This is a genomic window from Arthrobacter sp. YA7-1 (genome assembly GCF_025960325.1).
Classification (GTDB): domain Bacteria; phylum Actinomycetota; class Actinomycetes; order Actinomycetales; family Micrococcaceae; genus Arthrobacter; species Arthrobacter bambusae_A.
The window spans coordinates 108087-133447 of sequence record NZ_CP110114.1 but is presented as its reverse complement, the minus strand read 5'-3'; the positions used below and the strand labels follow the sequence as shown (position 1 = coordinate 133447).

The 25361-nt window shown below is 64.6% G+C and carries 23 protein-coding genes and 1 rRNA gene; 9 read left to right on the top strand and 15 right to left on the bottom strand.

The window, feature by feature from the left end; genetic code table 11:
* Window positions 1-274: 274 nt before the first annotated feature.
* Both OIT41_RS00630 and radA read left to right on the top strand, forming a co-directional pair.
* Window positions 275-1405, top strand: coding sequence for an FUSC family protein (locus OIT41_RS00630; RefSeq protein WP_078106952.1), 1131 nt, complete (start codon window positions 275-277; stop codon window positions 1403-1405).
* Between the two features lie 41 nt (window positions 1406-1446).
* Window positions 1447-2820: a DNA repair protein RadA gene (gene radA / locus OIT41_RS00625; protein WP_078106953.1), complete on the top strand. Its 1374-nt coding sequence runs from the start codon at window positions 1447-1449 to the stop codon at window positions 2818-2820.
* A 471-nt stretch (window positions 2821-3291) separates the two neighbouring features.
* On the opposite strand, the gene OIT41_RS00620 is transcribed toward radA, so the two are convergent.
* Window positions 3292-4386: an IS110 family transposase gene (locus OIT41_RS00620; RefSeq protein ID WP_241707169.1), complete on the bottom strand. Its 1095-nt coding sequence runs from the start codon at window positions 4384-4386 to the stop codon at window positions 3292-3294.
* A 428-nt stretch (window positions 4387-4814) separates the two neighbouring features.
* Window positions 4815-6428 carry a peptide chain release factor 3 gene (locus OIT41_RS00615; protein WP_078106955.1) on the bottom strand — a complete coding sequence of 538 codons (1614 nt, stop codon included), beginning with the start codon at window positions 6426-6428 and terminating at the stop codon, window positions 4815-4817.
* 335 nt (window positions 6429-6763) lie between these two features.
* On the opposite strand from OIT41_RS00615, the gene OIT41_RS00610 reads away from it, so the two are divergent.
* On the top strand, window positions 6764-7024 hold the full coding sequence (locus OIT41_RS00610; protein WP_078106956.1) for a hypothetical protein: 261 nt from the start codon (window positions 6764-6766) through the stop codon (window positions 7022-7024).
* A gap of 235 nt (window positions 7025-7259) precedes the next feature.
* A complete protein-coding gene (disA, locus tag OIT41_RS00605) occupies window positions 7260-8336 on the top strand; it encodes a DNA integrity scanning diadenylate cyclase DisA (protein ID WP_078106957.1) in 1077 nt (358 codons plus the stop codon).
* Here disA and OIT41_RS00600 read toward each other — a convergent pair.
* Window positions 8333-9052, bottom strand: coding sequence for a hypothetical protein (locus OIT41_RS00600; RefSeq protein WP_264637176.1), 720 nt, complete (start codon window positions 9050-9052; stop codon window positions 8333-8335). The two genes, disA and OIT41_RS00600, sit on opposite strands and share 4 nt — an antisense overlap.
* Before the next feature lie 160 nt (window positions 9053-9212).
* Here OIT41_RS00600 and OIT41_RS00595 point away from each other — a divergent pair, with 160 nt between their 5' ends.
* Complete coding sequence (locus tag OIT41_RS00595) at window positions 9213-10181, top strand: A/G-specific adenine glycosylase (RefSeq protein ID WP_264637175.1); 969 nt, start codon at window positions 9213-9215, stop codon at window positions 10179-10181.
* 22 nt (window positions 10182-10203) lie between these two features.
* On the opposite strand, the gene OIT41_RS00590 is transcribed toward OIT41_RS00595, so the two are convergent.
* Complete coding sequence (locus OIT41_RS00590; protein ID WP_264637174.1) at window positions 10204-10872, bottom strand: class I SAM-dependent DNA methyltransferase; 669 nt, start codon at window positions 10870-10872, stop codon at window positions 10204-10206.
* Window positions 10873-11054: 182 nt separating this feature from the next.
* Between OIT41_RS00590 and OIT41_RS00585 the strand changes: the two genes are divergently transcribed.
* Window positions 11055-11543: a hypothetical protein gene (locus OIT41_RS00585; protein ID WP_264637173.1), complete on the top strand. Its 489-nt coding sequence runs from the start codon at window positions 11055-11057 to the stop codon at window positions 11541-11543.
* A gap of 48 nt (window positions 11544-11591) precedes the next feature.
* Here OIT41_RS00585 and dhaM read toward each other — a convergent pair whose 3' ends face one another.
* From dhaM to lysS, 10 genes are all read right to left on the bottom strand, one after another.
* Window positions 11592-12287, bottom strand: a complete 696-nt coding sequence (dhaM, locus tag OIT41_RS00580) for a dihydroxyacetone kinase phosphoryl donor subunit DhaM (RefSeq protein ID WP_078106962.1) — start codon at window positions 12285-12287, stop codon at window positions 11592-11594.
* Entirely contained in the window at window positions 12284-12934 is a 651-nt protein-coding gene (dhaL, locus tag OIT41_RS00575) for a dihydroxyacetone kinase subunit DhaL (protein ID WP_241707164.1), read from the bottom strand. Before dhaL ends, dhaM begins: the two co-directional genes overlap by 4 nt.
* Window positions 12935-12936: 2 nt before the next feature.
* Entirely contained in the window at window positions 12937-13938 is a 1002-nt protein-coding gene (gene dhaK / locus OIT41_RS00570; RefSeq protein WP_264637172.1) for a dihydroxyacetone kinase subunit DhaK, read from the bottom strand.
* Window positions 13939-14100: 162 nt separating this feature from the next.
* Window positions 14101-14307 carry a hypothetical protein gene (locus tag OIT41_RS00565; protein ID WP_264637171.1) on the bottom strand — a complete coding sequence of 69 codons (207 nt, stop codon included), beginning with the start codon at window positions 14305-14307 and terminating at the stop codon, window positions 14101-14103.
* Window positions 14308-14427: 120 nt separating this feature from the next.
* Window positions 14428-14937 carry an amino-acid N-acetyltransferase gene (locus tag OIT41_RS00560; RefSeq protein WP_241707162.1) on the bottom strand — a complete coding sequence of 170 codons (510 nt, stop codon included), beginning with the start codon at window positions 14935-14937 and terminating at the stop codon, window positions 14428-14430.
* A 28-nt stretch (window positions 14938-14965) separates the two neighbouring features.
* Window positions 14966-17068, bottom strand: coding sequence for a prolyl oligopeptidase family serine peptidase (locus OIT41_RS00555; RefSeq protein WP_264637170.1), 2103 nt, complete (start codon window positions 17066-17068; stop codon window positions 14966-14968).
* Window positions 17069-17221: 153 nt separating this feature from the next.
* Window positions 17222-19714 (bottom strand): ATP-dependent Clp protease ATP-binding subunit, encoded by a 2493-nt coding sequence (locus OIT41_RS00550; protein WP_078106967.1) that lies wholly within the window; start codon window positions 19712-19714, stop codon window positions 17222-17224.
* 380 nt (window positions 19715-20094) lie between these two features.
* Window positions 20095-20421 carry a histone-like nucleoid-structuring protein Lsr2 gene (locus tag OIT41_RS00545; protein ID WP_078106968.1) on the bottom strand — a complete coding sequence of 109 codons (327 nt, stop codon included), beginning with the start codon at window positions 20419-20421 and terminating at the stop codon, window positions 20095-20097.
* Window positions 20422-20582: 161 nt separating this feature from the next.
* Entirely contained in the window at window positions 20583-20759 is a 177-nt protein-coding gene (locus OIT41_RS00540) for a hypothetical protein (protein WP_241707160.1), read from the bottom strand.
* 2 nt (window positions 20760-20761) lie between these two features.
* Window positions 20762-22291, bottom strand: coding sequence for a lysine--tRNA ligase (gene lysS / locus OIT41_RS00535; protein WP_241707159.1), 1530 nt, complete (start codon window positions 22289-22291; stop codon window positions 20762-20764).
* Window positions 22292-22368: 77 nt separating this feature from the next.
* Between lysS and OIT41_RS00530 the strand changes: the two genes are divergently transcribed.
* The 3 genes from OIT41_RS00530 to OIT41_RS00520 are packed head-to-tail and all read left to right on the top strand — an operon-like array spanning window position 22369 to window position 24985.
* Window positions 22369-23256, top strand: coding sequence for an alpha/beta fold hydrolase (locus tag OIT41_RS00530; protein WP_264637169.1), 888 nt, complete (start codon window positions 22369-22371; stop codon window positions 23254-23256).
* Between the two features lie 9 nt (window positions 23257-23265).
* Window positions 23266-24120, top strand: coding sequence for an alpha/beta fold hydrolase (locus tag OIT41_RS00525; RefSeq protein ID WP_078106970.1), 855 nt, complete (start codon window positions 23266-23268; stop codon window positions 24118-24120).
* Between the two features lie 31 nt (window positions 24121-24151).
* Complete coding sequence (locus OIT41_RS00520; protein WP_241707156.1) at window positions 24152-24985, top strand: alpha/beta fold hydrolase; 834 nt, start codon at window positions 24152-24154, stop codon at window positions 24983-24985.
* A gap of 187 nt (window positions 24986-25172) precedes the next feature.
* Here OIT41_RS00520 and rrf read toward each other — a convergent pair.
* Window positions 25173-25289: ribosomal RNA gene (gene rrf / locus OIT41_RS00515) — 5S ribosomal RNA — on the bottom strand.
* Window positions 25290-25361 lie beyond the last annotated feature (72 nt).

Below are 25361 nucleotides of genomic sequence, written 5' to 3'. Positions count from 1 at the left end.
ACCCCTTCCAGGGATTCTCTGATGCGTACCGAGGGAGAAAGTCGGCATACGAAAGATTTGCGTACGAGTTTGTACCTTTATTGACGGTATGAGCCGCAGGTAACGGGATCGGCGGTCCAAAGTGAACGGCAGATGAACGGCTGTGGACCATTGGCTTACAAGTGCAGCGTCGCCCTTGCGCTTGGCACGCCGTGAGGGATTAAGTGACGCCCCTCACTTTCCGGCTCCCACGGCGTGCCGCACCCCGCACGCCGCTCCTGAATAGACTTGAGCCATGACCGCCCCACAAGGACTTTCAACAAGCAAGAAATTCCTGCGGGCGCGGCTGCGCACCGGCTTCGTCCGCAGCAGGAACTCCCTGGTTCCGGCCGTCCAGATGACCGTCTGCGCGGTGGGCGCCTACGCGTTCGCCGAATACATCCTGGGGCATACAGGACCCCTTTTCGCCGCAACTTCGTCGCTGATCGCGCTCGGCTTCTCGCGGGATCCGCGGCTTCGCCGGGTCGTGGAGGTCGGGCTTGGCTGCACCCTCGGGATCGTCATCGGCGATCTGCTGCTCCACTGGCTGGGTTCGGGGATCTGGCAAGCCGCCGTCGTGCTCCTCTTCTCCATCCTGCTGGCCCGGTTCCTGGACAGCGGCACCATCTTCACCACCCAACTTGGCCTGCAATCGCTCCTCGTGGTCTTGCTGCCCGCGCCGGCCGGGGGGCCTTTCACCCGCAGCATCGACGCCGTGGTGGGCGGGGTTTTCGCGCTGCTCGTCACCATGCTGGTACCGAAGGACCCGCGACGGGAGCCGCGCCAGGACGTCCGCAAACTCCTCCACGAACTCTCGGAGGTCCTCCGTGAGTGTGCCGACGCATTGATCAACAGCGATTCGACCCAGGCCTGGCATGCGCTCATCCGTGGCCGGAATTGCCAGCCCCTCGTGGACCGGATGCGCCAATCCCTCAAAGCCTCGGGTGAGGTGGCGACGCTCGCCCCGGCGTACCGGCGGCACCGCGACGAATTGACCATGCTGGAGGAATCGCTGGATTCCATCGACCTCGCCCTCCGCAACGGCCGGGTGTTCGCACGGAGACTCACGAGCGCCATCAACCATGCAGCATTGACGGACGAGGCGACGGACAGCATTTCCGAGGTCCTGCAGGACACTTCTGCCGCCGTCGAGGAATTGTCGCTCGGCCTCGCGGAAGTGCACGACGGCGCCCGCCGCGCCCACCTACGCGGCGCGCGGCAGGACTTGGCCGACATTGCCACCCGGCTGCACCCCAAGATCCTGCATGTGCAGAAGCTCGAGGGCGAAACAGTGGTGATGCTCTTCCGCCCGCTGATGGTGGACCTGCTCGAAGCCGCGGGCATGGATCCCCGGGAAGCAAGGGACGTGCTTCCTCCCTTGCAGTGAGGCGTGCCTGACTGTCCTACCCCTCCACTAGCCTTGTACGCATGGCTTCCAAGACCTCACGCACCTCAAAGACACCCGCGTACAAATGTGCCGAATGCGGGTGGACCACGGTCAAGTGGGTGGGCCGCTGCGGTGAATGCCAGGCGTGGGGCACCGTGGAAGAATCCGGCGCCACAGTTGCGCGTACGACGGCGGCAACAACAGTTTTGGAGCCGGCCCGCCGGATTGCCGAGGTAGACGGGACCACGGCCGCGTTCCTGCCCACCGGCGTCGACGAACTGGACCGCGTCCTGGGTGGAGGGCTGGTTCCGGGCGCGGTGATCCTGCTTGCGGGGGAACCCGGCGTCGGGAAATCCACCCTCCTGCTGGACGTCGCGGCGAAGTTCGCCCGCACGGGCCAGGACGTCCTGTACGTCACGGGCGAGGAATCGGCGGCCCAGGTCAAGCTCCGTGCGGAACGGATCGACGCGGTGGCGCATACCCTCTATCTCTCCGCGGAAACGGACCTCGGACAGGCGCTGGGGCAAGTGGAGAAGCTTGAGCCGAAGCTGCTGATCGTGGACTCGGTGCAGACACTCAGCAGCGCCGACGTTGAAGGCAGCGCTGGCGGCGTTTCACAGGTCCGGGAGGTCGCGGCGTCCATCATCGCAGCCGCAAAGCGACGCAACATGACTACCCTGCTGGTTGGCCACGTGACCAAGGACGGCTCCATTGCCGGTCCTCGCCTCCTGGAGCACTTGGTGGACGTCGTGTGCCAGTTCGAAGGCGAGCGCCATTCCCGCTTGCGTTTGTTGCGCGCGGTCAAGAACCGCTACGGCGCCACGGACGACGTCGGCTGTTTTGACCTTAACGAAACCGGCATTGAAGGCCTAGCCGATCCGAGCGGCCTTTTTGTGTCCCGGACGCGCGAGCCGGTGTCCGGCACCTGCATCACCGTGACCATGGAAGGGCGGCGCCCGCTGCTGGCCGAGGTGCAGTCGCTCTTGGCCGAAAGTGCCAGCTCGCAGCCGCGCAGGGCGACGAGCGGCTTGGACAGCTCGCGTGTCGCCATGCTCCTGGCAGTGCTCCAACAGCGGGGTGGCTGCATCCTGCACAAGGACGACTCCTACGTGGCCACTGTCGGAGGGGTGAAACTGAGCGAGCCGGCAACCGACCTGGCGGTGGCGCTTGCCGTGGCCTCGGCAAAGGCGCGCAAAGCTCTGCCGCAGCGGCTGATTGCCTTCGGCGAGGTTGGCCTGGCCGGCGAGGTCCGGCCGGTTCCGGGGATCAACCAGCGCATCCACGAGGCGCAGCGGCTTGGTTTCACCCACGCGGTGGTGCCCGCCAGCCCCAACGGACCGGGGCCCGTCCCCGAGGGTTTCTCGGTCCGGGAGGTGGCACACCTGGCGGAGGCCTTGGAGCTCCTGATCACCTGATATGTAGTTCTCATTTGTCAAGAGCGTGAGGAAGCGGTCCGCGGGCTGGGTTGCCTGGGACCGCTTCCTTTTTTGTTCCTCCGGGAGGAGCCGTTGGGTGTGGTCAGCGTGTCGTTGGCGACTGATATGTAGTTCTCATTTGTCAAGAGCGTGAGGAAGCGGTCCGCGGGCTGGGTTGCCTGGGACCGCTTCCTTTTTTGTTCCTCCGGGAGGAGCCGTTGGGTGTGGTCAGCGTGTCGTTGGCGACTGCGCGGTCAGACTGATATGCGCGGGTTGGGTACCGCAGGACGATGTGTTCGGCTGGAGGTTACCGCTGGTCTAGCAATGACGGGCGTGGCCTCGTTTCGGGTTGCCCATAGGTGTATCGCGGGTTTACTCCACGCGCTGCAAGGAACCACTGTCCAACTGGTCGTTCCCGGGGGGTATTTGGTGTTTGCTGCCTTGGATGAGGCTGGCAAGTGCTTGTCGAAATCAGGGGCTGGCCGGATGTGTGCCGGTGGCCAGGGACCAGCACCAGCCGGAGAGTTCGCGGGCGATGGCGACGTTGGCGATGACCGGGCGTTTGCGGCGTTCGAGGTAGCTGAGCCAGCGTTCGTGCAAGCGCCGGTTCCCGGCATGTCCCCGGGTTCGTGCTTCGGAGGTGGCTTCTTCCCAGCGTGAACGCATGAGCCGGGAGGGGTTGTTATATGGCCTGCGGTGGTGCCAGGCCGCTTCAACGAGCAGCCGGCGGGCGTGGCTGTTGCCTGTTTTCGTGATGGAACCCTGCGATCGGGATTGTCCGGAAGAATGCTCCGTCGGGACCAGGCCAAGGTAAGCGCCGATTGTGGAGCCGGTGAACCGGTCCCAGTCGCCGATCTCCACGGCCAGTCCAAATGCGGTCAGCGTGGAGATGCCGCGCAGGCATTGGAGGGCGCGGACAACCGGAGTGTATTCGCTTCCATATGCCATCGCTGTGATCGCTTGGTCGAGGCGGTCACGGCGGTCTGAGATCTCATGCATCGCCTCAAGGGAGGACTCGTAGGTCAGCTGCCGGGCCGGTGCGTCGAAGCGCTGGCGGGCCAGCCAGAGTTCATGGGTGCCAGTCCAGGCTTGCCCGCCGGAATAGACGATGCCTTGGCGCAACAGCAGTTTGGAAATCCGGTGCCGGGAACGCATCAGATCGCCGCGAACGTCTTCGCGGGAGCGGACCAGATCCCGTGCTGCTTCTTGGTCCGCTGATGGAATTCTTACCCCGGTGACCTCGCCCAGCTTCAGCAGCCGGGCCAGATGCAGTGCATCCTTCGCGTCGGTTTTTACCCGGTCCCCGGACGGGCGCTGGAGCTTCGATGGTGCCGCGACCACTGTCTCGATTCCGGAGGCCAGCAGGAACCGGGCCAGGCCGAAGCCGGTCGGTCCTGCCTCGTAAACGACTCTGACCGGTGATGGCAGGGAGAGAATCCAGGCGAGAATTTCACCATGATCCGGAGTCATCCGGTGCAGAAGGACTTCGCCGGTCTGCGCGTCTAACGCGCATGAGACAACGGTGCGGGCATGGACATCCAAGCCGACGCTTGTACGCTCGAACATAGCTGGAACCTCCAAATTTCAAATGTGGCTCTACCTGTTCGCCAAGTGTGGCAGGCAACCCACGTCTTGCTTTGAAAAGGAGGTTCCAGCCCCCGGACCACATTTCCCGGACCCTTCTAATAGAGGGCCATCAGCGCCGGAACAAGATCCGGAGCGTCCAACAACCCGTCATCGGGGACGGGGGACCAAAAAGCTGGACGCTCCGGAAACGGTCCGGCGACAATGGGCCTTCAGAAGGGTCCAGAGGCTCCACGGGGGTTTCGCCTAAGCCGGCCACCTCCTGCTACATATCGTCTAGCGGGTGGCTTGGCTTCGGAGTGTCAGGCTTCGACGTCCCACGGGACATGCCCCCTGCTCGAACCAAGCACTGGACATAACGGCATTATGTCCAGTCCTCGACCGATTCGAGGGGCATGTCCGGTGGATTACTATTTCGCGGGGTTGTGCGTGCCGATCGGGACCAGTGTGAGCTTCGGGTGGTTCTTCTCGATGCGGCGGAGAGCCCAGACATCGTTGAACAACGCGAGGTATTCCCCGTCGGACCTCAACAGCACCTCAGCGCCCGGGACGTTGGCGAGCGTCGGCATGGCGTCCGCCGTCGAGATCCTCGCCATCGAGTACGGGAGCCGCTCCAAGCGCATAGGTGCGTTGAAGTCGTGTGCCATGCGGTCTTCCACCACCTCGAACTGCATCGGACCGACTGCGGCGAGCACGGGTGCCTGATCGCCCCGGACGTCGGAACGGAGCACCTGGATGACGCCTTCGTGCTCAAGCTGTTCGATGCCGCGGCGGAACTGCTTGAAACGGCTGGGGTCCTTGGACCGGGCCACTTGGAAATGCTCGGGCGCAAAGAGCGGAATGGCGGGGAATTCCACGGGTTCGTCCAGGAACAGGCTGTCTCCCACACGGAGCGAGGACGCGTTCACCAAACCCACGACGTCCCCGGGGTAGGCCTCGTCGATGACTTCCCGTTCACGCCCGAAAACCTGCTGGGCGTACTTGGTGGCGAACGACTTGCCGGTGCGTGTCTGCGTGACCACCATGCCGCGCTCGAAAACGCCGGAGCACACACGGATGAATGCGACGTGGTCGCGGTGGGCCTTGTTCATGCCGGCCTGGACCTTGAAGACGAACCCGGCGAAAGGAGCATCAACGGAACGGGGTTCGCCGTCGACATCCGGACGGGGTGCGGCCGGAGGCGCGAAATCCACCAAGGCATCCAAGATCTCCTTGACCCCGAAGTTCAGGGCCGCCGAGCTAAAGAGGATGGGGGTTGCCGTCCCGGCGTGGAAGCTCTCCACGTTGAATTCGAGGTTGGATTCGATCACCAATCCGGCTTCGTCGACGGCGTCGCTCCAGTTGTTGCCCTGGGTTTCGGCCGCTTCTTCCGGGGTGAAGTACTCGGTGATGGCGATGTTGGCGCCGGCGTTGTTGCGTGCGAACCGCGCGAAGCGGTCGTTCCGCAGGTCCCAGACTCCGCGGAAGTCGCCCGAAATGCCCACGGCCCACGTCAAGGGCATGGGCTGGAGGCCGGTGCGCTCGGTGATCTCGTCCATCAGGGCGAGGGCATCCAGGCCCGGACGGTCCCATTTGTTGATCACCGTAATGATCGGCAGGTTCCGCTGCTTGCAGACCTCGAACAGCTTCATGGTCTGTGTTTCCAGGCCCTTGGCGGCGTCCACCAGCATCACTGCGCAATCGACGGCCGCCAGGACGCGGTAGGTGTCCTCTGAGAAGTCGGCGTGGCCCGGGGTGTCCAGCAGGTTGATGACAGTGTCCCGGTAGGAGAACTGCAATGCCGCTGAGCTGATGGAAATGCCGCGGTCCTTTTCCATCTGCATCCAGTCGGAAACGGTTTCCTTGCGGTTAGCCTTGCCGCTCGACGCACCCGCGGTGCCGATGACTTTGGCGTGCAGCGCGAGGGCTTCCGTGAGCGTGGACTTGCCGGCGTCAGGGTGCGAAATGACCGCGAAAGTCCGACGCCGGGAGGCCTCATGGTGAATTTCCTGGACTCGGGCGGGGCTCAGGACTTCTTGGGACACGGTGCTACTTTCGCTGCGATCGGGGCGTAGCCCGCACTGGAATGACGGGCCGAACGTGGATTGGAGGCTGGATACGGGCCCCGTGCCGACCGGGAGCCAGCTCAGGAAGCGGCACGATTTGTGCGCAGCCAAGACACCAAGTTTATCGCAGGCCGGGCCCACGCCGGCGGCAGGGTCCAAGGCCGGCGCTTAACAGGATCGAAACGAGGTGCACAAACCATCGAAACGACCCGCCGATAGTTTGAGTCAATGGTGGACATGTCCGGCCCGCGTTGGAGCCGATCGCCAGGAAGACACCCGAGCTGCCGGCTTGGCATGAAAGGAACAGGGCATCAATGAAACCAGGGAATGACTTGTTCTACGATCCCCTCGGACCCTCCCCCGCGGCGGACTCCACCGGGTTCGCCGAAGCGAACTCCACGGCCGCCAGGAGACGGCCCCGGCAGGCACACCACCCGGACGCCGGCACAGGCGGAACCCACGCTCCCGCGAGGCAGTCGCATCCGGACGCGGGAAGGGCTGCGGCCCGGGAAGCCGCGCTGCAAAGCGTACGACGCGACCTTGAGCGGCTCGCACGCCTCCGGACGGCTCCGTGAGGGCCCCGGGAGGCGAGCCCAAAGTGGCCGTGCGCCGTCCGCCGTCGAACGCGTTTCGAAGCACTCGCCACATAACCCTCTTTGGGGCACTTTAAGGCTTGCCCGTGCGGTTGTTGCCGGTCTATACCTCTATCATTGAGCTTGCGGGAAACCTGGCATTTTGATCCCGTCGACTGATTGCTGAAAACCGGCACACTTGCGGACGCGCCTGCGTGCACCTTTGAAGGGAACACCTATGGCTCGGAGCCCCGAAGATTCGCTCAAGGCGACTCTGGGCAGGGTGGCCCCCGGAACACCGTTGCGCGACGGCCTGGAACGCATCCTCCGTGGGCGCACCGGCGCATTGATTGTGCTGGGAACGGACCGGACCATCGAGTCCATCTGCTCCGGCGGTTTCGAAATCGGCATCGATTTCTCCCCGACGCGGCTGCGTGAGCTCGCGAAGATGGACGGTGCCATCATCTGCGACAAGGACGCCGGAAACATCCTTCGTGCCGCAGTCCAGCTTGTGCCGGACTCCAGCATCGAGACGCAGGAATCCGGAACCCGTCACCGGACCGCCGAGCGTGTGGCCATCCAGACCGGAGTACCGGTGATTTCGGTCAGCCAGTCCATGCAGATCATCGCCCTCTACGTCAACGGCCTCCGGCACGTCCTCGAGGGTTCCGAGAAGGTGCTCGCCCGCGCCAACCAGGCTCTCGCGACCCTTGAACGTTACAGCGCCCGCTTGGACCAGGTCACCAGTGCCCTGTCGGCCCTCGAAATCGAGGCCATGGTCACCGTCCGCGACGTTGCTGTAACCCTCCAGCGCCAGGAAATGGTCCGGCGCATCGCCGAGGAAATCGCACAGTATGTCCTGGAGCTCGGTGAGGACGGCAGATTGCTCTCACTGCAGTTGGAAGAGCTCACAACGGGCCGCGGCCCGGGCAGCGACGTGATCATCCGCGATTACGCCGGCACCAATGCCTCGCCGGAAGACATCGACGGCGCCGTGCAGGCTCTCTTGGATCTTGGCCCCACGGAGCTGATTGACCTCAGCAAGATTGCCGGGATCATCGGTTTCGCCGGGGGCATGGACGTGCTCGACGCCGGTGTGCAGCCGCGCGGCTACCGCCTCTTGTCCGGGTTGAAGTCGGTTCCGAAAGCCGTGGCCGACCGCTTGGTGGAGCATTTCGGCGGACTCCAGTACCTCATGGCCGCCACTATCGACGACCTCATGACGGTGGATGGCATCGGCGACCAGCGCGCCCGGACAGTCCGCGAAGGGCTCAGCCGCATGGCCGAAGCCAGCCTGCTGGACAGGTTCCTCTAGCCGAGCTGGAAGACGGTTTTCGTGCTCGCCTTGTTTCCCAGGATGGCCTTGAACGTGTAGGTTCCGGTGGCCGGTTTGGCCGAGATGACGCCACAGCCCTCGGTCGTCCGGTTGCGTTGCCACGGGAAGTTGGCGGTCTCGCTCTTGCCCGGATCGATCTGCTTCACGAGGTCATCGCCCTTCGCCTGGCAGTCCTTCGAGGAGAAGATCCGGTCCTCGCCGCTCATCACCAGAAACTCCATCTGGGAGGTGCCGACGTTGACCTGGCACGGTGCTGCTCCGCCGTTGGTGATCTTCATGCTCAGTACAGGGTTCTGCCCGGCCGCATAGGCAGGCTGGTCCGTGGACGCCGTCACTGTCACAAGGTTGAGATCGCACACCGGGGTGGGCGTTGGCGTTGTAGTGGCCGCAATCGGATCCGCCGAGGGCGTCTGGCTCGCAGGGGTGGCTCCGACCGCCTGGGGGTTGGATGCGCCGGAGTCGGCCTTGCTTGCAAGGGTTGAGCTCATGGCCGCGACCCCCGCCACGAGCATCGCCAGGACCGTCAGGAGGGCACCGAAAACAACCAGCCTTCGACGCCGGTAAACGGCAGGGCTCGTCCGTCGCCTTTGGGGCCGGCCCCCATTTGCAGAACCGCTGTCGCTTGCCGTCCGGGCAGCGCTTTTCGCCGGAGGCGACGTGCGCGCCCTCGGCGGTTGCTTGCCCTTGTTGACCATGCTTCTAGGCTAGGCAACGCACTGCCCGGATGGCGCCGCACCACGCCGCCGGGGCCCGATCGGAGCCAGTGTGACCTACATCATCCCCGCGACTCCACTACAGTGGATGGCAGGAATCGGCCGCCATCAGGGCACGCCACGAACCGCAGCGAGGATCTCCATGTCACTGCCAGGCGCCTCTGAACTTGCCGGCATCCACCACCTCACGGACCTGCACCAGTCCATGGACCGCTGGTTCTCCGAGGTGGCCCGGGTGTTGCCGTGGAGATCGGCGGACTGCAGCCCGTGGGGGATCCTGGTCAGCGAAGTGATGCTGCAGCAGACTCCGGTGGTTCGCGTCCTGCCGGTGTGGGAAGACTGGATGGCACGCTGGCCGGAACCTGCGGATCTCGCCAAGCAGCCCTCGGGTGAGGCCGTGCGGCATTGGGGCAGGCTCGGTTATCCCCGCCGCGCGCTGAGGCTGCACGCGGCCGCCGTCGCAATCGTCGAGCAGCACGGCGGCAGGGTGCCGGACACGCACACGTCGTTGTTGAGCCTCCCCGGCGTCGGCGACTATACGGCCGCAGCCGTGGCCGCTTTTGCCTTCGGGCGCCGCGAAACCGTAGTGGACACGAATATCCGGCGCGTGCATGCCCGGCTCGTTTCGGGACTTGCGTTGCCGGCTCCATCGCTGACCGCCTCGGAGATGCGTCTCGCCGAATCGCTCATGCCCGACGACGTCGGGCTCTCCGTCCGCTGGAACGCCTCCGTCATGGAGCTCGGAGCGCTCGTGTGCACCGCCCGCTCCCCCAAGTGCATGGATTGCCCCGTCCGCGACTCCTGCGCGTGGCTCGCGGCCGGTGAACCGCCCCCGGCGTACACGCCCAAGGGGCAGGCGTGGCACGGCACCGACCGGCAGCTGCGGGGTGCCGTCATGGCCGTATTGCGCGTGGCCGATTCGCCGGTAGCCCCGGAGCTGTTCGAACGCCCCGCGGCCGACCTCGGTTTCGACGGCGAAGGCGCGGCCGTGCCGCTGGCTGCCCTGCACCGCCTGAACTCGGCCCCGGAACAGCTGGAACGCGCCCTCGAGGGGCTCCTGCGCGACGGTCTGGCCGAGATGCACGACGGCGGGCTGCGGCTTCCGGCCTAGGCTTCCGTCTGCGCTGGTTCCGCTACGATCTGGCCGGGTTGCGGGCTGGCTTGCGGGCTAAGAGATACGCCTGCCGGGTTTTCTCGTATCTGTCGTCCGGTTCGCGGAGCAGCTGCGCTTCCACAGCAAAGCCCGCCTGAAGGAGCAGTTCCGTGATGCGCTCAGGCGGCAAGCGGTAGGCCTCAAGGTCGATTTCGTGGCCATAGGCGAAGCCCAGGTGCCTCGGCTCGTCACCGGCCTGGAACGCGAGCAGCAGCAAGCCGCCATCCCGCAGGCTCCGGTGGAATTCCGCGAACACCCCCGGCAAACGAGCCGGCGGCGTGTGGATGATCGAGTACCAGGCGACGATCCCACCCAAGGCGCCGTCCGCGAGCTCCAGCGATTCGATCGACCCTTCATCGAACCGCAGGCCGGGGTGGTCCCGGCGAGCGACCGCCACCATCTCGGGCGACAGGTCGATGCCGAAAGGCGCCAGGCCAAGTGAATGCAGGTGGGCCGTAATCCGTCCAGGTCCGCAACCGAGGTCGGCAACCGGCCCGTCTCCCGCGGACTCCACGAGCTCGGCAAAGGTACCCAGCATGGCCCGGTCAAAGGGTTTGCCGTCGAGCTCGTTGCGCAGGAGTTCTGCGTAATCGGCAGCTACCGTGTTGTAGGCGGCACGGGTGGCCTTCACGTCCGAGTGTTCAGTCATGCAAAGAACCCTAATGTTTGCGGTCGGCCTCGTCCTTGCGCCGGGCCGAAACCGGCGGAAAGCCGGCCGTGACCTTCGCGTGAGGTCGCGGAGCAGCAACGATCCGTGGGTGTCGGTAACGATGTGCCTGCCAGTTGCAAGCGTGCCGTTCCGGGCCTTGGCTGCGGGATTATCCTCAAAATATGCGCAGGTTGTGGGCCGCCATCGCTTTGACTACGACGGCGGCGCTCTGCTCGGGATGCGAACCTCAAGTCACCGTTTGCCCGGCAATTGCGATGGCACCCGTGGTGTCCCTGACAATCACGGCTGAATACGCGCCAACGGTGAGGACTGTCCATTTGAAGGCATGCCAGGACGGGAAATGCCGCGAAGGCGATGTGGACCTGCGCCCGGGAAGCGTGTCGGTACCGCAATCCTGCAGTCCTGAACCCGAAGGCTCATGCTCTGCCGTCACGTCACCGGATGGCACCCGCTACGGCTTCCTGAACATGGGAACACTGACGTCCTCGCCCATCGATGCCGAAGTGACTGGCACGGACACAACCGGCGGGACCTTGCCGGTCAGGACAATCAACTTCACGCCAAGAACCGCCAAACCCTGGGGCGAGCAGTGCCAGACCACCATCACGGCAAGCCTCCTGCTCGATGCCCACGGCCTGCGGCAGTCCTGAACCCCCATGCGGCGTCAAACCGGTGCGGCGTCAGACCCCGGAGCAGCGTTAGATCTCGCCGAACCCCTGTTCCACCAGCCGCCTGACGTAATCTACGGCTTTCGATGAATCCTTGCCCCAAGCCTCGATCCTGAGCTTGCCGCCCTTGCCCACGGCAAGGCTCATGAGTTCCATGATGGATGTTCCGTCGGCTCCATTGACCGTTGCCTCGACATCCATGCCGGCCAGTCCGCCCGCAATCTTCGCTGCGGGCCTGGCGTGCATTCCCATCGGGTTGATGAGTTCGAACTCGCCGCTCTCCTCCGGTTCGCCCCGTCCTTGCGGTTCAGCGGATCCCCCCATATCAATAGCGGGCTCAGGACCGAATCGAACCGCCTCCGCGGCGGCCTTCACCGCGGCCGCCGACGCGCCACCTTGGGTGGCCACCGCCGCGGCAACCAAGCCTTCCACCAGCGGAGCATCGGCAAGAAGGACTTTGTCCGCCTCGCTGCAGAAATCGGCCGCTGATTCCGCCGTCATGACCGCGGAACCGAGGTCCGTCAGAACCACCACGCCATCCCCGGCAGCCTCCGCAAGTCCTGCCTCGAATGCGGCGATGGCTTTCTCCAGGTCCGTTCCAATCCGGCCGTCGTCCGTGCCGCCAACGGCGTAGAACTTCACGTCGGGGGCCATCTGCGCGGCCAATTCCACCGCACCTTCCGCGATCTTCCGGCTGTGCGAGACCACCACCAAGCCCACCGTCATTCAGCGGGCCCCTCGGGGAATCCTGCGGCGGTAGCGGCGGCGCGCAACAACAGCGCAGAAGACGCTGCCCCGGGATCGCGGTGCCCGGCACTGCGTTCACCGAGGTAGCTTGCGCGCCCCTTGCGCGCTACCAACGGATCAGTCGTGACGGCCCCGACCTCGGCAGCCTCGGCCGCTGCGGCCAGAACGGCCACAGCATCTCCACCGGCCACCAGGACCTCGTCCGCCGCTTCCACAGCCGGAGACCAGGCATCCACCATGGTTTTGTCACCCAGCTCGGCCTTGCCGCGGGCAACAATTCCGTCCCGGGCCGCAGTGAGTGCTCCGGCGAGCGCCGCCGCGTCAAGATCCGCGTTCTCTCCCAGCGCCGTGCCTGCCCGAAGATACGCGGTCCCATACAGCGGTCCCGCGGCCCCGCCCACTTTGGACATCAGGGCCATCGCAGCCAGCTTCAGGGCCGCGCCGGGGGTTTCGGGTGGAGTCTGGGCGAGTTTCTCCATGACGGCCTGGAATCCCCGGTCCATGTTCTCGCCGTGGTCCGAGTCGCCTATCGCGCGGTCCAAGGCAATCAGTTCTTCCCGATGCTCGGCCATGAGCCGTGCAGAGAGCGTCAACCATTGGACCGCCCACTCGACCCCCAAGCCCACCGTCACATCCCCCAACGCAGTGCCGGAGTGTGGACGGGTGCGTCCCACAGGGCAGTGAGCTCGTCATCGAGCCGCAACACCGAGATGGAGCATCCCTGCATCTCCAGCGATGTGACATAGTTGCCCACCAATGAGCGTTCCACCTTGGCTCCTCTTTCGGCGAGGATCTGGGCCGCCCGGCGGTAGACAATATAGAGCTCACTGAGCGGCGTACCACCCATGCCGTTGACGAAGAGCAGCACTTCCTCGCCGGACTTGATCCCGAGGTCCTCCAGGACAGGGTCCAAGAGGCGGCTGGTGATGGCGTCGGCGCCTTCCATGGCGATCCGGTGCCTGCCCGGTTCACCGTGGATGCCAATGCCGATTTCGATTTCGTCCTCAGCGAGCTCGAAGCTGGGTACCCCGGCATGCGGCACGGTGCAGCCCGACAATGCGACGCCCATAGTGCGCACGTTGCGGACCACGCCCTCCGCTACACCCGCGACAGCTTCCAGGGAATCCCCGCGCTCCGCGGCGGCGCCGGCAATCTTTTCGACCAGCACGGTGCCACCCACGCCGCGCCGACCTGCCGTGTACAGGGAGTCCTCGACAGCAACGTCGTCGTTGACGAGCACCGAACGGACGCTGATTCCTTCCGCTTGGGCCATCTCTGCCGCGGTCTCGAAATTCAGCACGTCACCGGTGTAGTTCTTCACGATGTGTATGACGCCGGCGCCGGAATCGACGGCCGCAGTGGCCGGAATAATCTGGTCCGGGGTGGGCGAGGTGAAGACGGCGCCCGGCACGGCGGCGTCGAGCATTCCGTGCCCCACAAAGCCGGCATGGAGCGGCTCATGGCCGCTCCCTCCTCCCGATACAAGCGCCACCTTGCCGGCCACGGGCGCTCCTTTTCGGACGACGAAGACGGGGTCCATATGGACGTCCACGAGGTCGGCATGGGCCATGCCGAATCCCTCGACAGACTCGTCCACCACCGAGCGGGGATCGTTGATGAGCTTTTTCATGGCGCGCTCCTGGGGCGTTGCTGGTAGGTGATTTGACCCTACTACCAGCGCCCCGGGCACGGTAGGGGAATGGGCCTCACGTGGAAAGTCCGGAACGCGGAAACACAAAAGGGACAGCCCCCAATGGCTGTCCCTTCAGAAAAACGTTCCGTATGCGCCTGTTCAGTGCGGCGGGCCGCCCGCCGTCAAACGGCCGACGCTGAAGTCTTGGACTGTTGCGCCCTTGGCCATCGAATCCGGCCACAGATCCGTGCACGCGGACCGCATGCACCCTCCGGTTCCCTGCTTGCGCGACTCCGGCGCAGAGCCGGGACGCGGCATGTCGATCTGGAAACCTGAAAAGTCCGGAAACATAACGTGGTACTTCATTTCTCGCCTCCACAGTATGGTTGGCTCGCCGCAACCGAGCCTCGATTAGTTTATCCATCAAGTTGATATACGTAAAGACCGAGGCTTGGAATATTCAGCAACAGGGAGAAGAAACCCGGGCTAAAGGACCTTGATCATGCGGGTATTGCCCAGCGTATTGGGCTTCACCCGGGCCAGGTCGAGGAACTCCGCCACGCCTTCGTCATGTGATCGCAGCAATTCCGAGTAGACCTGGGGATCGACGGCGGTTTGGTCCGCCATGACTTCGAATCCGTGGCGCTTGAAGAAGTCCACTTCGAACGTCAGGCAGAAGACCCTGGCGACGCCCAACGCGCGGGCGTCCTCCAGGAGCTGCTGGACAAGGACGTGGCCCACGCCCTTGCCCCGCCAATTGTCATCCGCCGCCAGCGTGCGCACCTCGGCCAGGTCCTCCCACATGACGTGCAAGGCACCGCAGCCGATCACCTCGCCGTCGGACGATTCGGCAATCCGGAACTCCTGAAGGCTCTCGTAGTAGGCCACGGTCTCCTTGGCCATCAGGATTCGCTGCTCTGCCAACGGGGCTACAAGCCTCTTGATCGCGGCAACATCGCCGGTGCGGGCAGGGCGGATACTGAAGGCGGAAGTCACAGCCCCAATCTTACGAGGCGAAGCGCGCCTAAATACCCAGGTCCTCCGGAACCGGAACCTCCTGTCCCATGACCTGCCTGGCCAGGAAGTGCTCCACGACGCCGTACCAGACCTTGGCGTGCTGCGGCTGCAGGATCCAATGGTTCTCGTCGGGGAAGTACAGGAAGCGGTGCTGGGTCTCGCCGTTCTCGTCGGCGGGCAGCCCGGAACTGGAAAGAAGTTCGTACCAAAGCCTCAGGCCCTCGCCGATCGGCACCCGGTAGTCCTTGTCACCGTGGATAACCAGCATGGGTGTGGTGATTTTTGCGACGTGGAGATGGGGCGAATTGTCCATTGCCATCTCGGGGGTCATTTCCTTGAGCCAATACTGCGAGGCGTCCGTGGTGGGCCCGAACTGGTCCATGGCCCACAAACTGGCGTGCGTCACGATCGCCTTGAAACGGTCCGTGTGCCCGGCCACCCAGTTGGCCATGTAGCCACCGAATGACCCGCCCATAGCTGCTGTCCGGGACGCGTCAATGTCCGGCCGCTGGACCACTGCGTCGGTGATGGACATGAGGTCCGTGAACGGCGCCTTGCCCCATTGGCCCCAACCGCGCTGGATGAATTGCTGGCCGTAGCCGGTGGATAGTGCAGGGTCCGGCAGCAGCACGGCATACCCCTTCGACACGAGCAGCCACGGATTCCATCGCCAGGTCCAGGCATTCCACGAGCCCAACGGCCCGCCGTGGATCCACAACAACAAGGGCGCCGGATTTGCCTCCGACGCGCCTTCCGGGAGCGCAAGGTACGCCGGCACCCTCGAACCATCGGCCGCACTCGCCTCCACCCGCTCGAGCGAGCCTTTGATCCTGGGGCGCTCAGCCGGGGCGGGGAGCCGCTCCACGTCGCCCGAGGCGAGGTGGATCCGGACGGCTTCAGCCGGGAATTCATACGAGCTGCGCAGTGCATATGCGCTCAGTCCATCCGGGGAAACCACGACGTCGGTGTACGCCGCCGCGTCTTGTGTCACCCGGGTGACCGTACCGTCGGCGACGGCGATCCGGAAGACCGGCGTGGCGCCGTCGTCGTCGGCTGTGACGAGGAGCGAACTCCCGTCCGGAAGCCAGGCCCCCGGGTTGCCCCAGCGGTCCCAAGTGGGCGCGAGGGGCTCGAAGTCAAAGGTCTCGCCGGACCCGACGTTCAAGAGGTGGAGTTTGACCTGGGGTGCCCGCTCCGGGGTGCTGTCGCTTTCGCTGACTACGGAGAGCAATTTGTTGTCGGGGCTGACCGGGCCGGGGAAGTAGCTCATTCCCTCGTGGTCGAGGAGTACCTTGAGCGAGCCGGAAGCGACGTCGACGGCGGCGAGCACAAAGCGCGTGTCGGCCTTGGCGAGCGGCTTGGCCATGCTCGTATAGATCGTCTTGCCGTCCGGACTGACCACCGCGTGGGTGTTGCGGAGACTGGCGCCGACGTCGGGGGTGAGGTTGCGCAGCTTCAGGGGATCGGTCGCGTCCACGGTGGCGGGCTTGCCGGATTCAGCCGCCTCTCCGTTTTCCACGGCAAACAGCCGGGGCTGCGCCGGGCCCAGATCTGCGTCCCAGTAGCGGACCGGGTAGCCCGTGTGCAGGATGGCCGCTACTTTGTTGTCCTTGCGGCTCTTGCGCCGCTCCTCGTCATTTTCCTCGTCCGTGGAACCGGCGAGGACCGAGGCCGTCACGAAGGTGGCATCCGCGGCCGACGCGGTCATGACACCTCCGACCCCTCCGGCGCGGGAGTGCACCACGCGGGCCTCGCCGCCGTCGGCAGGAAGGAGCCACAATGCGCTCACGGGATCTGCTTCGGGGCTGTCGGGATCGGGCCGCGCCGAGGTGAAGTAGAGGTCCCCGTTGGAGGCAAACACCGCGCCGGTCTCTCCCTTGGCGCTGCGTGTGATGCGACGGGCGCGCTTCTTTCCGGAAGGATCAAGCTCCCAGAGGGCAGTGACGTATTCAGTGCCCTTGGCGTTGAGGGTGGAAACCGTAGTGACCAGGCGGCTTCCGTCGGCGCTGAGAGCCAGGCCACCGACCCGGGGGATGGCCAGGTAGTGGTCGAGATCGTGGAAAGGAGTTTCGGGTTGCGTGCTCGGGGTCTCTGAGGCATTCGAATCCATGCTCTGATTCAACACGAGATGTGCCGCAGATCACAGAAGGTTCACTGAGAGTGAAACACTTATTTCAGATATTGCGCACCCGGAACGCAAAACCCCGCCCACTCCTTGTGGGAGCTGGCGGGGCCTTTAGCGGGGACTCGGCCGAACCGGAGCCTAGGCGCTCGGAGCGATTTCCGGAATGCGAGGCTTGGCGTTGCCGGCAAAGGTGAACTTGGCTTCGTCGCCTTCGCCGTCCACGTCGACCACCACGATGTCACCCGGGTGCAGTTCGCCGAAGAGGATCTTCTCGGAGAGCTGGTCCTCGATCTCGCGCTGGATGGTCCGGCGCAGCGGCCGCGCACCCATGGCGGGATCGTAACCCCGGGTCGCAAGGAGAACCTTGGCGGCCGTGGTGAGCTCGATGCCCATGTCCTTGTCCTTGAGGCGGCCCTCGAGACGCGTGACGAACAGGTCCACGATCTCGATGATCTCGTCCTGCGTGAGCTGCGGGAACACTACGACGTCGTCAACGCGGTTGAGGAACTCGGGACGGAAGTGCTGCTTGAGCTCCTCCGTGACCCGTGCCCGCATCCGGTTGTAACCGGTGGTGGTGTCCGTGCCGGACTGGAAGCCCGTCGCCACGCTCTTGGAGATGTCGCGGGTGCCCAGGTTGGTGGTCATGATGATCACCGTGTTCTTGAAGTCCACCACGCGGCCCTGGGAGTCGGTCAGGCGCCCGTCTTCCAGAATCTGCAGCAGCGAGTTGAAGAGATCGGCGTGGGCCTTCTCCACCTCGTCGAACAGGACCACGGAGAACGGACGACGGCGGACCTTCTCGGTCAGCTGCCCGCCCTCTTCGTAGCCGACATAGCCCGGAGGGGCACCGAAGAGACGCGAAACCGTGTGCTTCTCGGAGTACTCGGACATGTCCAGCGTGATGAGGGCATCCTCTTCACCGAACAAAAATTCCGCCAGCGCCTTGGCGAGCTCGGTCTTGCCGACGCCGGTGGGTCCGGCGAAGATGAACGAGCCACCCGGACGCTTGGGGTCCTTGAGGCCTGCACGCGTGCGGCGGATGGCCTGGGAGAGGGCACGGATGGCCTCGTCCTGGCCGACGACGCGCTTGTGCAGCTCGTCTTCCATTTTGAGGAGGCGGCTGGATTCTTCCTCGGTGAGCTTGAAGACCGGGATGCCGGTGGAGTTCGCGAGAACTTCGGCGATCAGCTCCTCGTCTACCTCGGAGATGTCGTCCATGCCGCCGGACTTCCAGTTGCGTTCCTTCTCGGCCCGCTCGGCAATGAGCTTCTGCTCCTTGTCGCGCAGCGACGCGGCGCCTTCGAAGTCCTGGGCGTCGATGGCCGACTCCTTCTCCATCTTCACCTCGGCGATGCGCTCATCCATGGCCTTGAGCTCCGGCGGAGCGGTCATCCGGCGGATGCGCAACCGGGCACCGGCTTCGTCGATCAGGTCGATCGCCTTGTCCGGCAGGAAGCGGTCCGAGATGTAGCGTTCAGCCAATGTTGCGGCAGAGGCAAGGGCGCCGTCGGTGATGGTCACCCGGTGGTGCGCCTCGTAACGGTCGCGCAGGCCCTTGAGGATCTCGATCGCATGCGCGACGGAAGGCTCCTTGACCTGGATCGGCTGGAAGCGGCGCTCCAACGCGGCGTCCTTCTCGATGTGCTTGCGGTACTCGTCCAAAGTGGTGGCACCAATGGTCTGGAGTTCACCACGGGCCAGCATCGGCTTGAGGATGGACGCGGCATCGATCGCACCCTCGGCAGCGCCGGCACCCACGAGCGTGTGGATTTCGTCGATGAAGAGGATGATGTCGCCACGGGTGCGGATTTCCTTGAGGACCTTCTTCAGGCGCTCTTCGAAATCACCACGGTAGCGGGAACCGGCCACCAGGGAACCGAGGTCAAGCGTGTAAAGCTGCTTGTCCTTGATGGTCTCCGGGACGTCCCCGCGGACGATCGCCTGGGCGAGGCCCTCGACGACGGCGGTCTTGCCGACGCCGGGCTCACCGATCAGCACCGGGTTGTTCTTGGTCCGGCGGGAGAGGACCTGCATGACGCGTTCCATCTCCAGCTCGCGGCCGATCACGGGATCGAGCTTGTTCTCCCGCGCGGCCTGGGTCAGGTTGCGGCCGAACTGGTCCAGCACCACCGAACCGGCCGGGGTGCCTTCCTGCTGGCCCGGGCCTGAGCCGGGACCGGCAGTTTCCTTGCCCTGGTAGCCGGAGAGCAGCTGGATGACCTGCTGGCGGACGCGGTTGAGGTCGGCGCCAAGCTTGACGAGGACCTGCGCGGCAACGCCTTCACCCTCACGGATGAGGCCAAGCAGGATGTGCTCGGTACCGATGTAGTTGTGGCCGAGCTGCAGGGCTTCCCGGAGCGAGAGCTCAAGCACCTTCTTGGCGCGCGGGGTGAAGGGGATGTGGCCGGACGGGGCTTGCTGGCCCTGGCCGATGATCTCCTGTACCTGCTCGCGGACGCCATCGAGCGAAATGCTCAGGGACTCAAGCGCCTTGGCGGCAACGCCTTCACCCTCGTGGATCAGACCCAAGAGGATGTGCTCGGTACCGATGTAGTTGTGGTTGAGCATGCGTGCCTCTTCTTGGGCAAGCACAACAACGCGACGGGCACGGTCCGTAAATCTCTCAAACATTTCGCCACACTCCTAGCTACGACGTACTTTGATGCTACGTGCCAATGCTGGAATTTTGGGGCGTGTTCGCCACAGGGGAAACATGGCCACACCGGGAATAAGTTCACCCGACTCGCCCGTGGACCCCAGGGTCACGGCGGAGACCAGATCCGGGGCTTCCACCATGGGGCGGACCTTCTGCCGCCACCCGCGTCTGCTGCACCCGCGCGGGCCGGCCGGCCGCCGTCGTTCTTCTCAGCAAACGTCGCGATTGCCCACCGGGCATTCCCAGTCTGCTCCAAGTCTTTCAGGGAATAGTGGCGCACCACACCGTTAACCGCCTAAACAGGGGGTTAAATGACAATACCCCGGCCCTGGGGCCGGGGTATTGATACTTGGTGTCAGGAATTGGCCTTCTGGTACGCTTCCTGAATTTCGGCCTGAATACGGCCACGGCTGTTTACGGTATAACCGTTCTCGCGCGCCCATTGACGGATCTGTGCGGAGTCCTGGTTTCTCCCAGAGGCAACGCGGCTACGCGTTGCACGGCCGGTCGATGTCTTGCGCGCCTTCGCTACAAATGGCGCAAGAGCGTCGCGGAGCTTCCCAGCGTTGGCACTGGACAGGTCCATTTCGTAACTGACGCCATCAAGGCCAAAGCGGACAGTTTCATCCGCGGAGCCCTCATCCAGGTCGTCAACGAGGATAATTTTGACTTTCTGTGCCATGAAAAGACTCTCTTTTGGAGGGGCCGGATATGCAGAATAGCTAGACTACTAATTAACGATTATCGTCCAGCGGATGGCACCCCGTCAAAGGGACAGTCAAAGACATAGTCAAAGACGCCGGCAAGGAACTATTAAATCCCAGGGGGCGGCCTGAGAAAGAGCTATTTGGCAGGCGTCGGGCCGTCGTCCGCCGGCTTGGCAATTCCGAATCCAGCTTCTTCCTGGGCGCGGGCTTCTGCTTGGCGCTCTGATTTGTCCGCGTTGAAGATAGCCTTCATGGCAAACCAAAAGAGAAGTCCGACGACGACGGACGGTGCAAGAACGGCAATGTATTCCATGGTCAGTGCCCTTCGGGCTTGAGGAGTGGGAACAAGATGGTTTCCCGGATGCCTGCTCCGGTGAACAGCATGACCAAACGGTCGATGCCCAAGCCGATGCCGCCCATGGGCGGAGCACCGTACTCAAGGGCGCGCAGGAAGTCTTCATCCAACTGCATGGCTTCGACATCGCCGGCGGCCGAACGACGCGACTGCTCCGTAAGGCGTTCGCGCTGGATGACCGGGTCGATCAGTTCGGAGAAGGCCGTGCCGCGTTCCATGCCCCCGATGATGAGGTCCCAGGCCTCGATCAGGCGGCCGTCCTCCCGATGCGGGCGGGCAAGCGGCTGCGCGGAGGGCGGGTAGTTATAGACAAAGGTCGGGTTGAGCAGCGTGGGCTCGACGATCTCGCCGAACAATTCGACCACAAGCTTTTCGGCGTCCCACTTGGGATCCACCTTGACCCCGTGCTTCGCGGCAATCGCCTGCAGTTCCGCCACCGTGGTGTCCGGAGTGATCTTCTCGCCGATCGCCTCGGAGAGTCCCGGGTAGACAGCGACCCAAGCCCATTCGCCGTCGAGGTCGATCTCTCCGGCGTCAGTCTGGATGGTGCGCGTGCCCACGACGTCTGCGACGTTCAGGATGATTTCCTTCATGCGCTCGGCCATGACGAACTGGTCCGCCCACGCCTCGTAGCATTCCAAGGTGGTGAATTCGGGGCTGTGCGTGGAGTCGACGCCTTCGTTGCGGAAGACGCGGCCCATGTCGTACACGCGGTCGATTCCGCCCACCACGGCGCGCTTGAGGAAGAGCTCGGTGGCGATACGCAGCGTCATCTTCTGGTCGAAGGCATTCATATGCGTCTCGAACGGGCGGGCCGTGGCACCACCGTGGACGAGCTGCAGGATGGGGGTCTCCACCTCAACATAGCCGCGGCGGTCCAGGGTGTCGCGAACCGAGCGGGTGATCGCGGCGCGGGTGTAGACCATTTCGCGGGCCTCGTCGCGGACCATCAGGTCCACGTAGCGTTGCCTGACGCGGGTTTCCTCGTTCAGTTCGGCGTGCAAGACCGGCAGCGGGCGCAGGGCCTTGGAGGCCATGGACCAGGAATCGGCCATGACGGAGAGCTCGCCACGCCTGGAGGAAATGACTTCGCCCTTGATGAAGACGTGGTCTCCGAGGTCTACCAGCGCCTTCCAGTCCGCGAGGGTTTCCTCGCCGACGTTCGCCAGGCTGAGCATCGCCTGCAGGCGCACGCCCTTTCCGTCCACACCGCCCTCCTGGAGGGTGGCGAAGCAGAGCTTGCCGGTGTTGCGCACGAACACCACGCGGCCGGTGATGCCCACGATGTCGCCGGTGGTCTCGTCAGCCTGCAGATGGGCGTACTTCTCGCGGATCTCGGCGAGGGAATGCGTCCGCTCAACACCCACCGGATAGGCCTCGGTGCCGCGCTCGATCAGCTTGCTGCGCTTTTCCATGCGGATGCGCATCTGTTCGCTGGCGTCTGCGGGCTCGGCGGCGTTGTGCGGGGATGGGGTGTTTGCGGAAGTCACAATCCACAAGTTTACCGGGGATTCCTTAGAGTTCCCTATCTTCCCCTCCCGCCCCCGCGGCAACATAGACTCGGGCTGTGGAGACATGGACAGTTGAAACCGACGACGACGGCGGCCACCTTGAGGTGCACTCCTTCCGGCCGGCGGCCGAGGGGTCGATTCCCGGCGCCTCGAGCGATACGGAGGCGCCCGGCGTCGTGCTTGTTCACGGCACCTTGGTGACCGATTCCCTCTACTGGCCATTCGCCCGGAACCTGAGCGTCCTGCTTGGCCGGCCGGTGCATTCCTACAACCGGCGCGGCCGTGGCCGTTCGGCACCGCAGCCCCCTGACTACTCCGCTGCGACGGAGACCAGCGACCTGATTTCCGTGATGGAAGCCAGCGGATCCACGGATGTTGTCGGGCATAGCTATGGAGGATTCGTCGCGCTCCAGGCAGCCCTGCGGGCGCCCATTTCCCGTCTCGTCACTTACGACGCCGCGGTTTCCCTCTCCGGGAACTTGAACGAGCGCTGGCGGCCGCAACTGGAAGCAGCCGTCACTGCCGGCCAACTCGACCATGGGTGGGCGCATTTGGTCCAGGGGCTGGGTACGGCCGGCCCGATTTCGTATTTGCCGCTCGGGGCGCTGCGGATGATCAGCATCCTCTCCGCCAAGACGAGGCTGGGATCCGAGATGAGGGACCTGCTGCCGACGGCGGTGCTGGAGATGCGGGCGATCATCGACACCGACTCCCATATCCAAGATTATGCGGAGCTGAAAACGCCAACCCTGATGCTCAGTGGTGGGTGGAGCCCGGCATACTTTGCCGAAATCGCCCGGCAGCTCGCAGCTGCCGTTCCGCTAGTGGACTTCGCGGTGGTCCCCTTGCAGTTCCACGAGGGGCCCCTCCGGCCGGGGAAGCAGCTCGCGGTGAGAACTGCCCGCTACCTGGCACAAGGAACGGCGAAGGCTCCTTCACCCTAGGATGAAGCGGTGAGAGAACGTGAGGTCCCTACGCCCGACGGCGGCAAGCTCGCCTTGTACAGCTACGGCGCGGTGGATGCGCCCGGGGAGCGGCGCGTGGTGCTCGTTGGCGGCGCTTTCCTGACCGCGCTCATCTACCGGCCCTTTTCCATGGCGCTGGCCAAGGGACTCGGCGAAGGCTGGGCAGTCGACGTCTACGATCGCAGGGGTCGCGGCAGTTCGACAGAGCTACCGGCGAATTACTCCATGGCCACGGAGATTGCCGACGTCCGCAGCATCATGGACGCCACGGGCGCCAGGAACCTCCTTGGCCACAGCCTCGGCGGCTCGGTGGCACTGAACGCTGTCCAGGAGTTTGCTGGAACAAGCTACGAGCCGGACAAGCTGGCCGTGTACGACGCCGCCGTGAACATCGACGGAAGCATGGACACAGGCTGGCTGGATGGTTTTGCCCGATCCGTCGATAGCGGGAAGGTGGGCCATGCCCTGGCCCGGATGAAGCGGGGCATGCAGCCAGGCACCGCCATGGCGCGGATCCCCGAGCCCATTCTGGCGGGACTCATGGCGCTCGTTTCCCACACGAAGGTCAACAAGGTCCTCAAGGAACTCATGCCAACCGGCGTCGCCGAACTCAAAGCGGCCTACGACGAAGCCGCGCTCCCCCGGGATTTCTCGGTGCTCCCTCGAAACACCCGGTTCATGGTGGGCAGCAAAAGCCCCGAATATTACAAGGTCACCGCCGAACGGCTGTACGCCGCCGTCGCCGGAAGCACGCTGGTGGTGTCGCCAAAAGGCTTCCACGGGTCCATCCCCGCCGCGGTCAAGGAACTCGTGACGGATATTTCCAGCTACTTCAAGGACTGACGGAATCCTGCGGCTCCGTTAGGCTCGAAGCATGACGCGCGAGAACATCACAACGGCCGACGGCGGAACCCTCGAGCTCTTCACGACGGGCGGTGAGCTTGCCGCTGCCGGCTCAGGCGTCGTCGTCGTGCCCGCCTCCATGGTGACCGCCGCAGACTACTCCAAGTTTGCCCAGAAACTCAGTGCAGCCCTTGGCCGCCCGGTCCACACCTTCAACCGCCGCGGACGCGGTGAGTCATCGCCGCAGCCCGAGGACTACACCCTCGACGTCGACATCCGTGATCTGTCCGAGGTCATGAAGCACACGGCCAGCACCGACGTCTTCGGGCACAGCTTCGGAGGCGCAGTGGCCCTGCACGCGGCACGCACGCTTCCGGTGGAACGCCTGGCGGTCTACGACCCCGCCGTGTCCGTCAACCACAGCGTGAAGGCCGAGTGGACGGGCGAATACGAACGCGCGACGGCGGCCGGAGACTTCGACCGCGGGCTCGCCGTGCTCGTGAAGGGGGTCGAGACGGAGGGCGCCTTCGCGCGGATGCCGCTGTCCATGCTGACCCTCGTCACCAAGCTGGCCTCGGGCACTCCCATGGGCAAGCAGATGCGCGAGCTCATGCAGGCCGGCGTGCGCGAGATCAAGGCAGTCATCGCCGCGGACATGCCCGCTGAGCCGTTCCTCGAGCTACCGCTTGAGACGCTCATTGTGGTCGGTGAAAAGAGTCCTGCCTACTTCGGGGTTGCGTGTGGCCAAATCCACGACGTCCTCTCCGGATCGAGCTACACCATCCTGCCCGGCCACGGCCACGACGGAGTGATCCGCGCGCCCGACAAGCTCATCTCCGAGCTCTCCGAATTCTTCGCCGGCTAAGACCCCCGCTCACCTATGGCGCGTTCTGACGGGACGCCGGCTCACATATGGCGGGTCCGGGCCGGACGCGCGCTCACGTCAGGTGGGGTGGGGTGGGGGTCCGGGGCCGGGGGGTGTTGGTGGTGTTTGTTTTTTTAAGTGGGTCAGGCCCCGACAGTGTGTGTCGGGGCCTGGCCTGTGAATGGTTGTCCGGCGGTGTCCTACTCTCCCACACCCTCCCGGGTGCAGTACCATCGGCGCTGTGGGTCTTAGCTTCCGGGTTCGGAATGGGACCGGGCGTTTCCCCCACGCTATGACCGCCGTAACCCTGTTACCCGGTCCCCGCACGGGGTGCGGGGCGGGAAGATTGTGGTTACAACAGGTGTTCCCTTTTTTT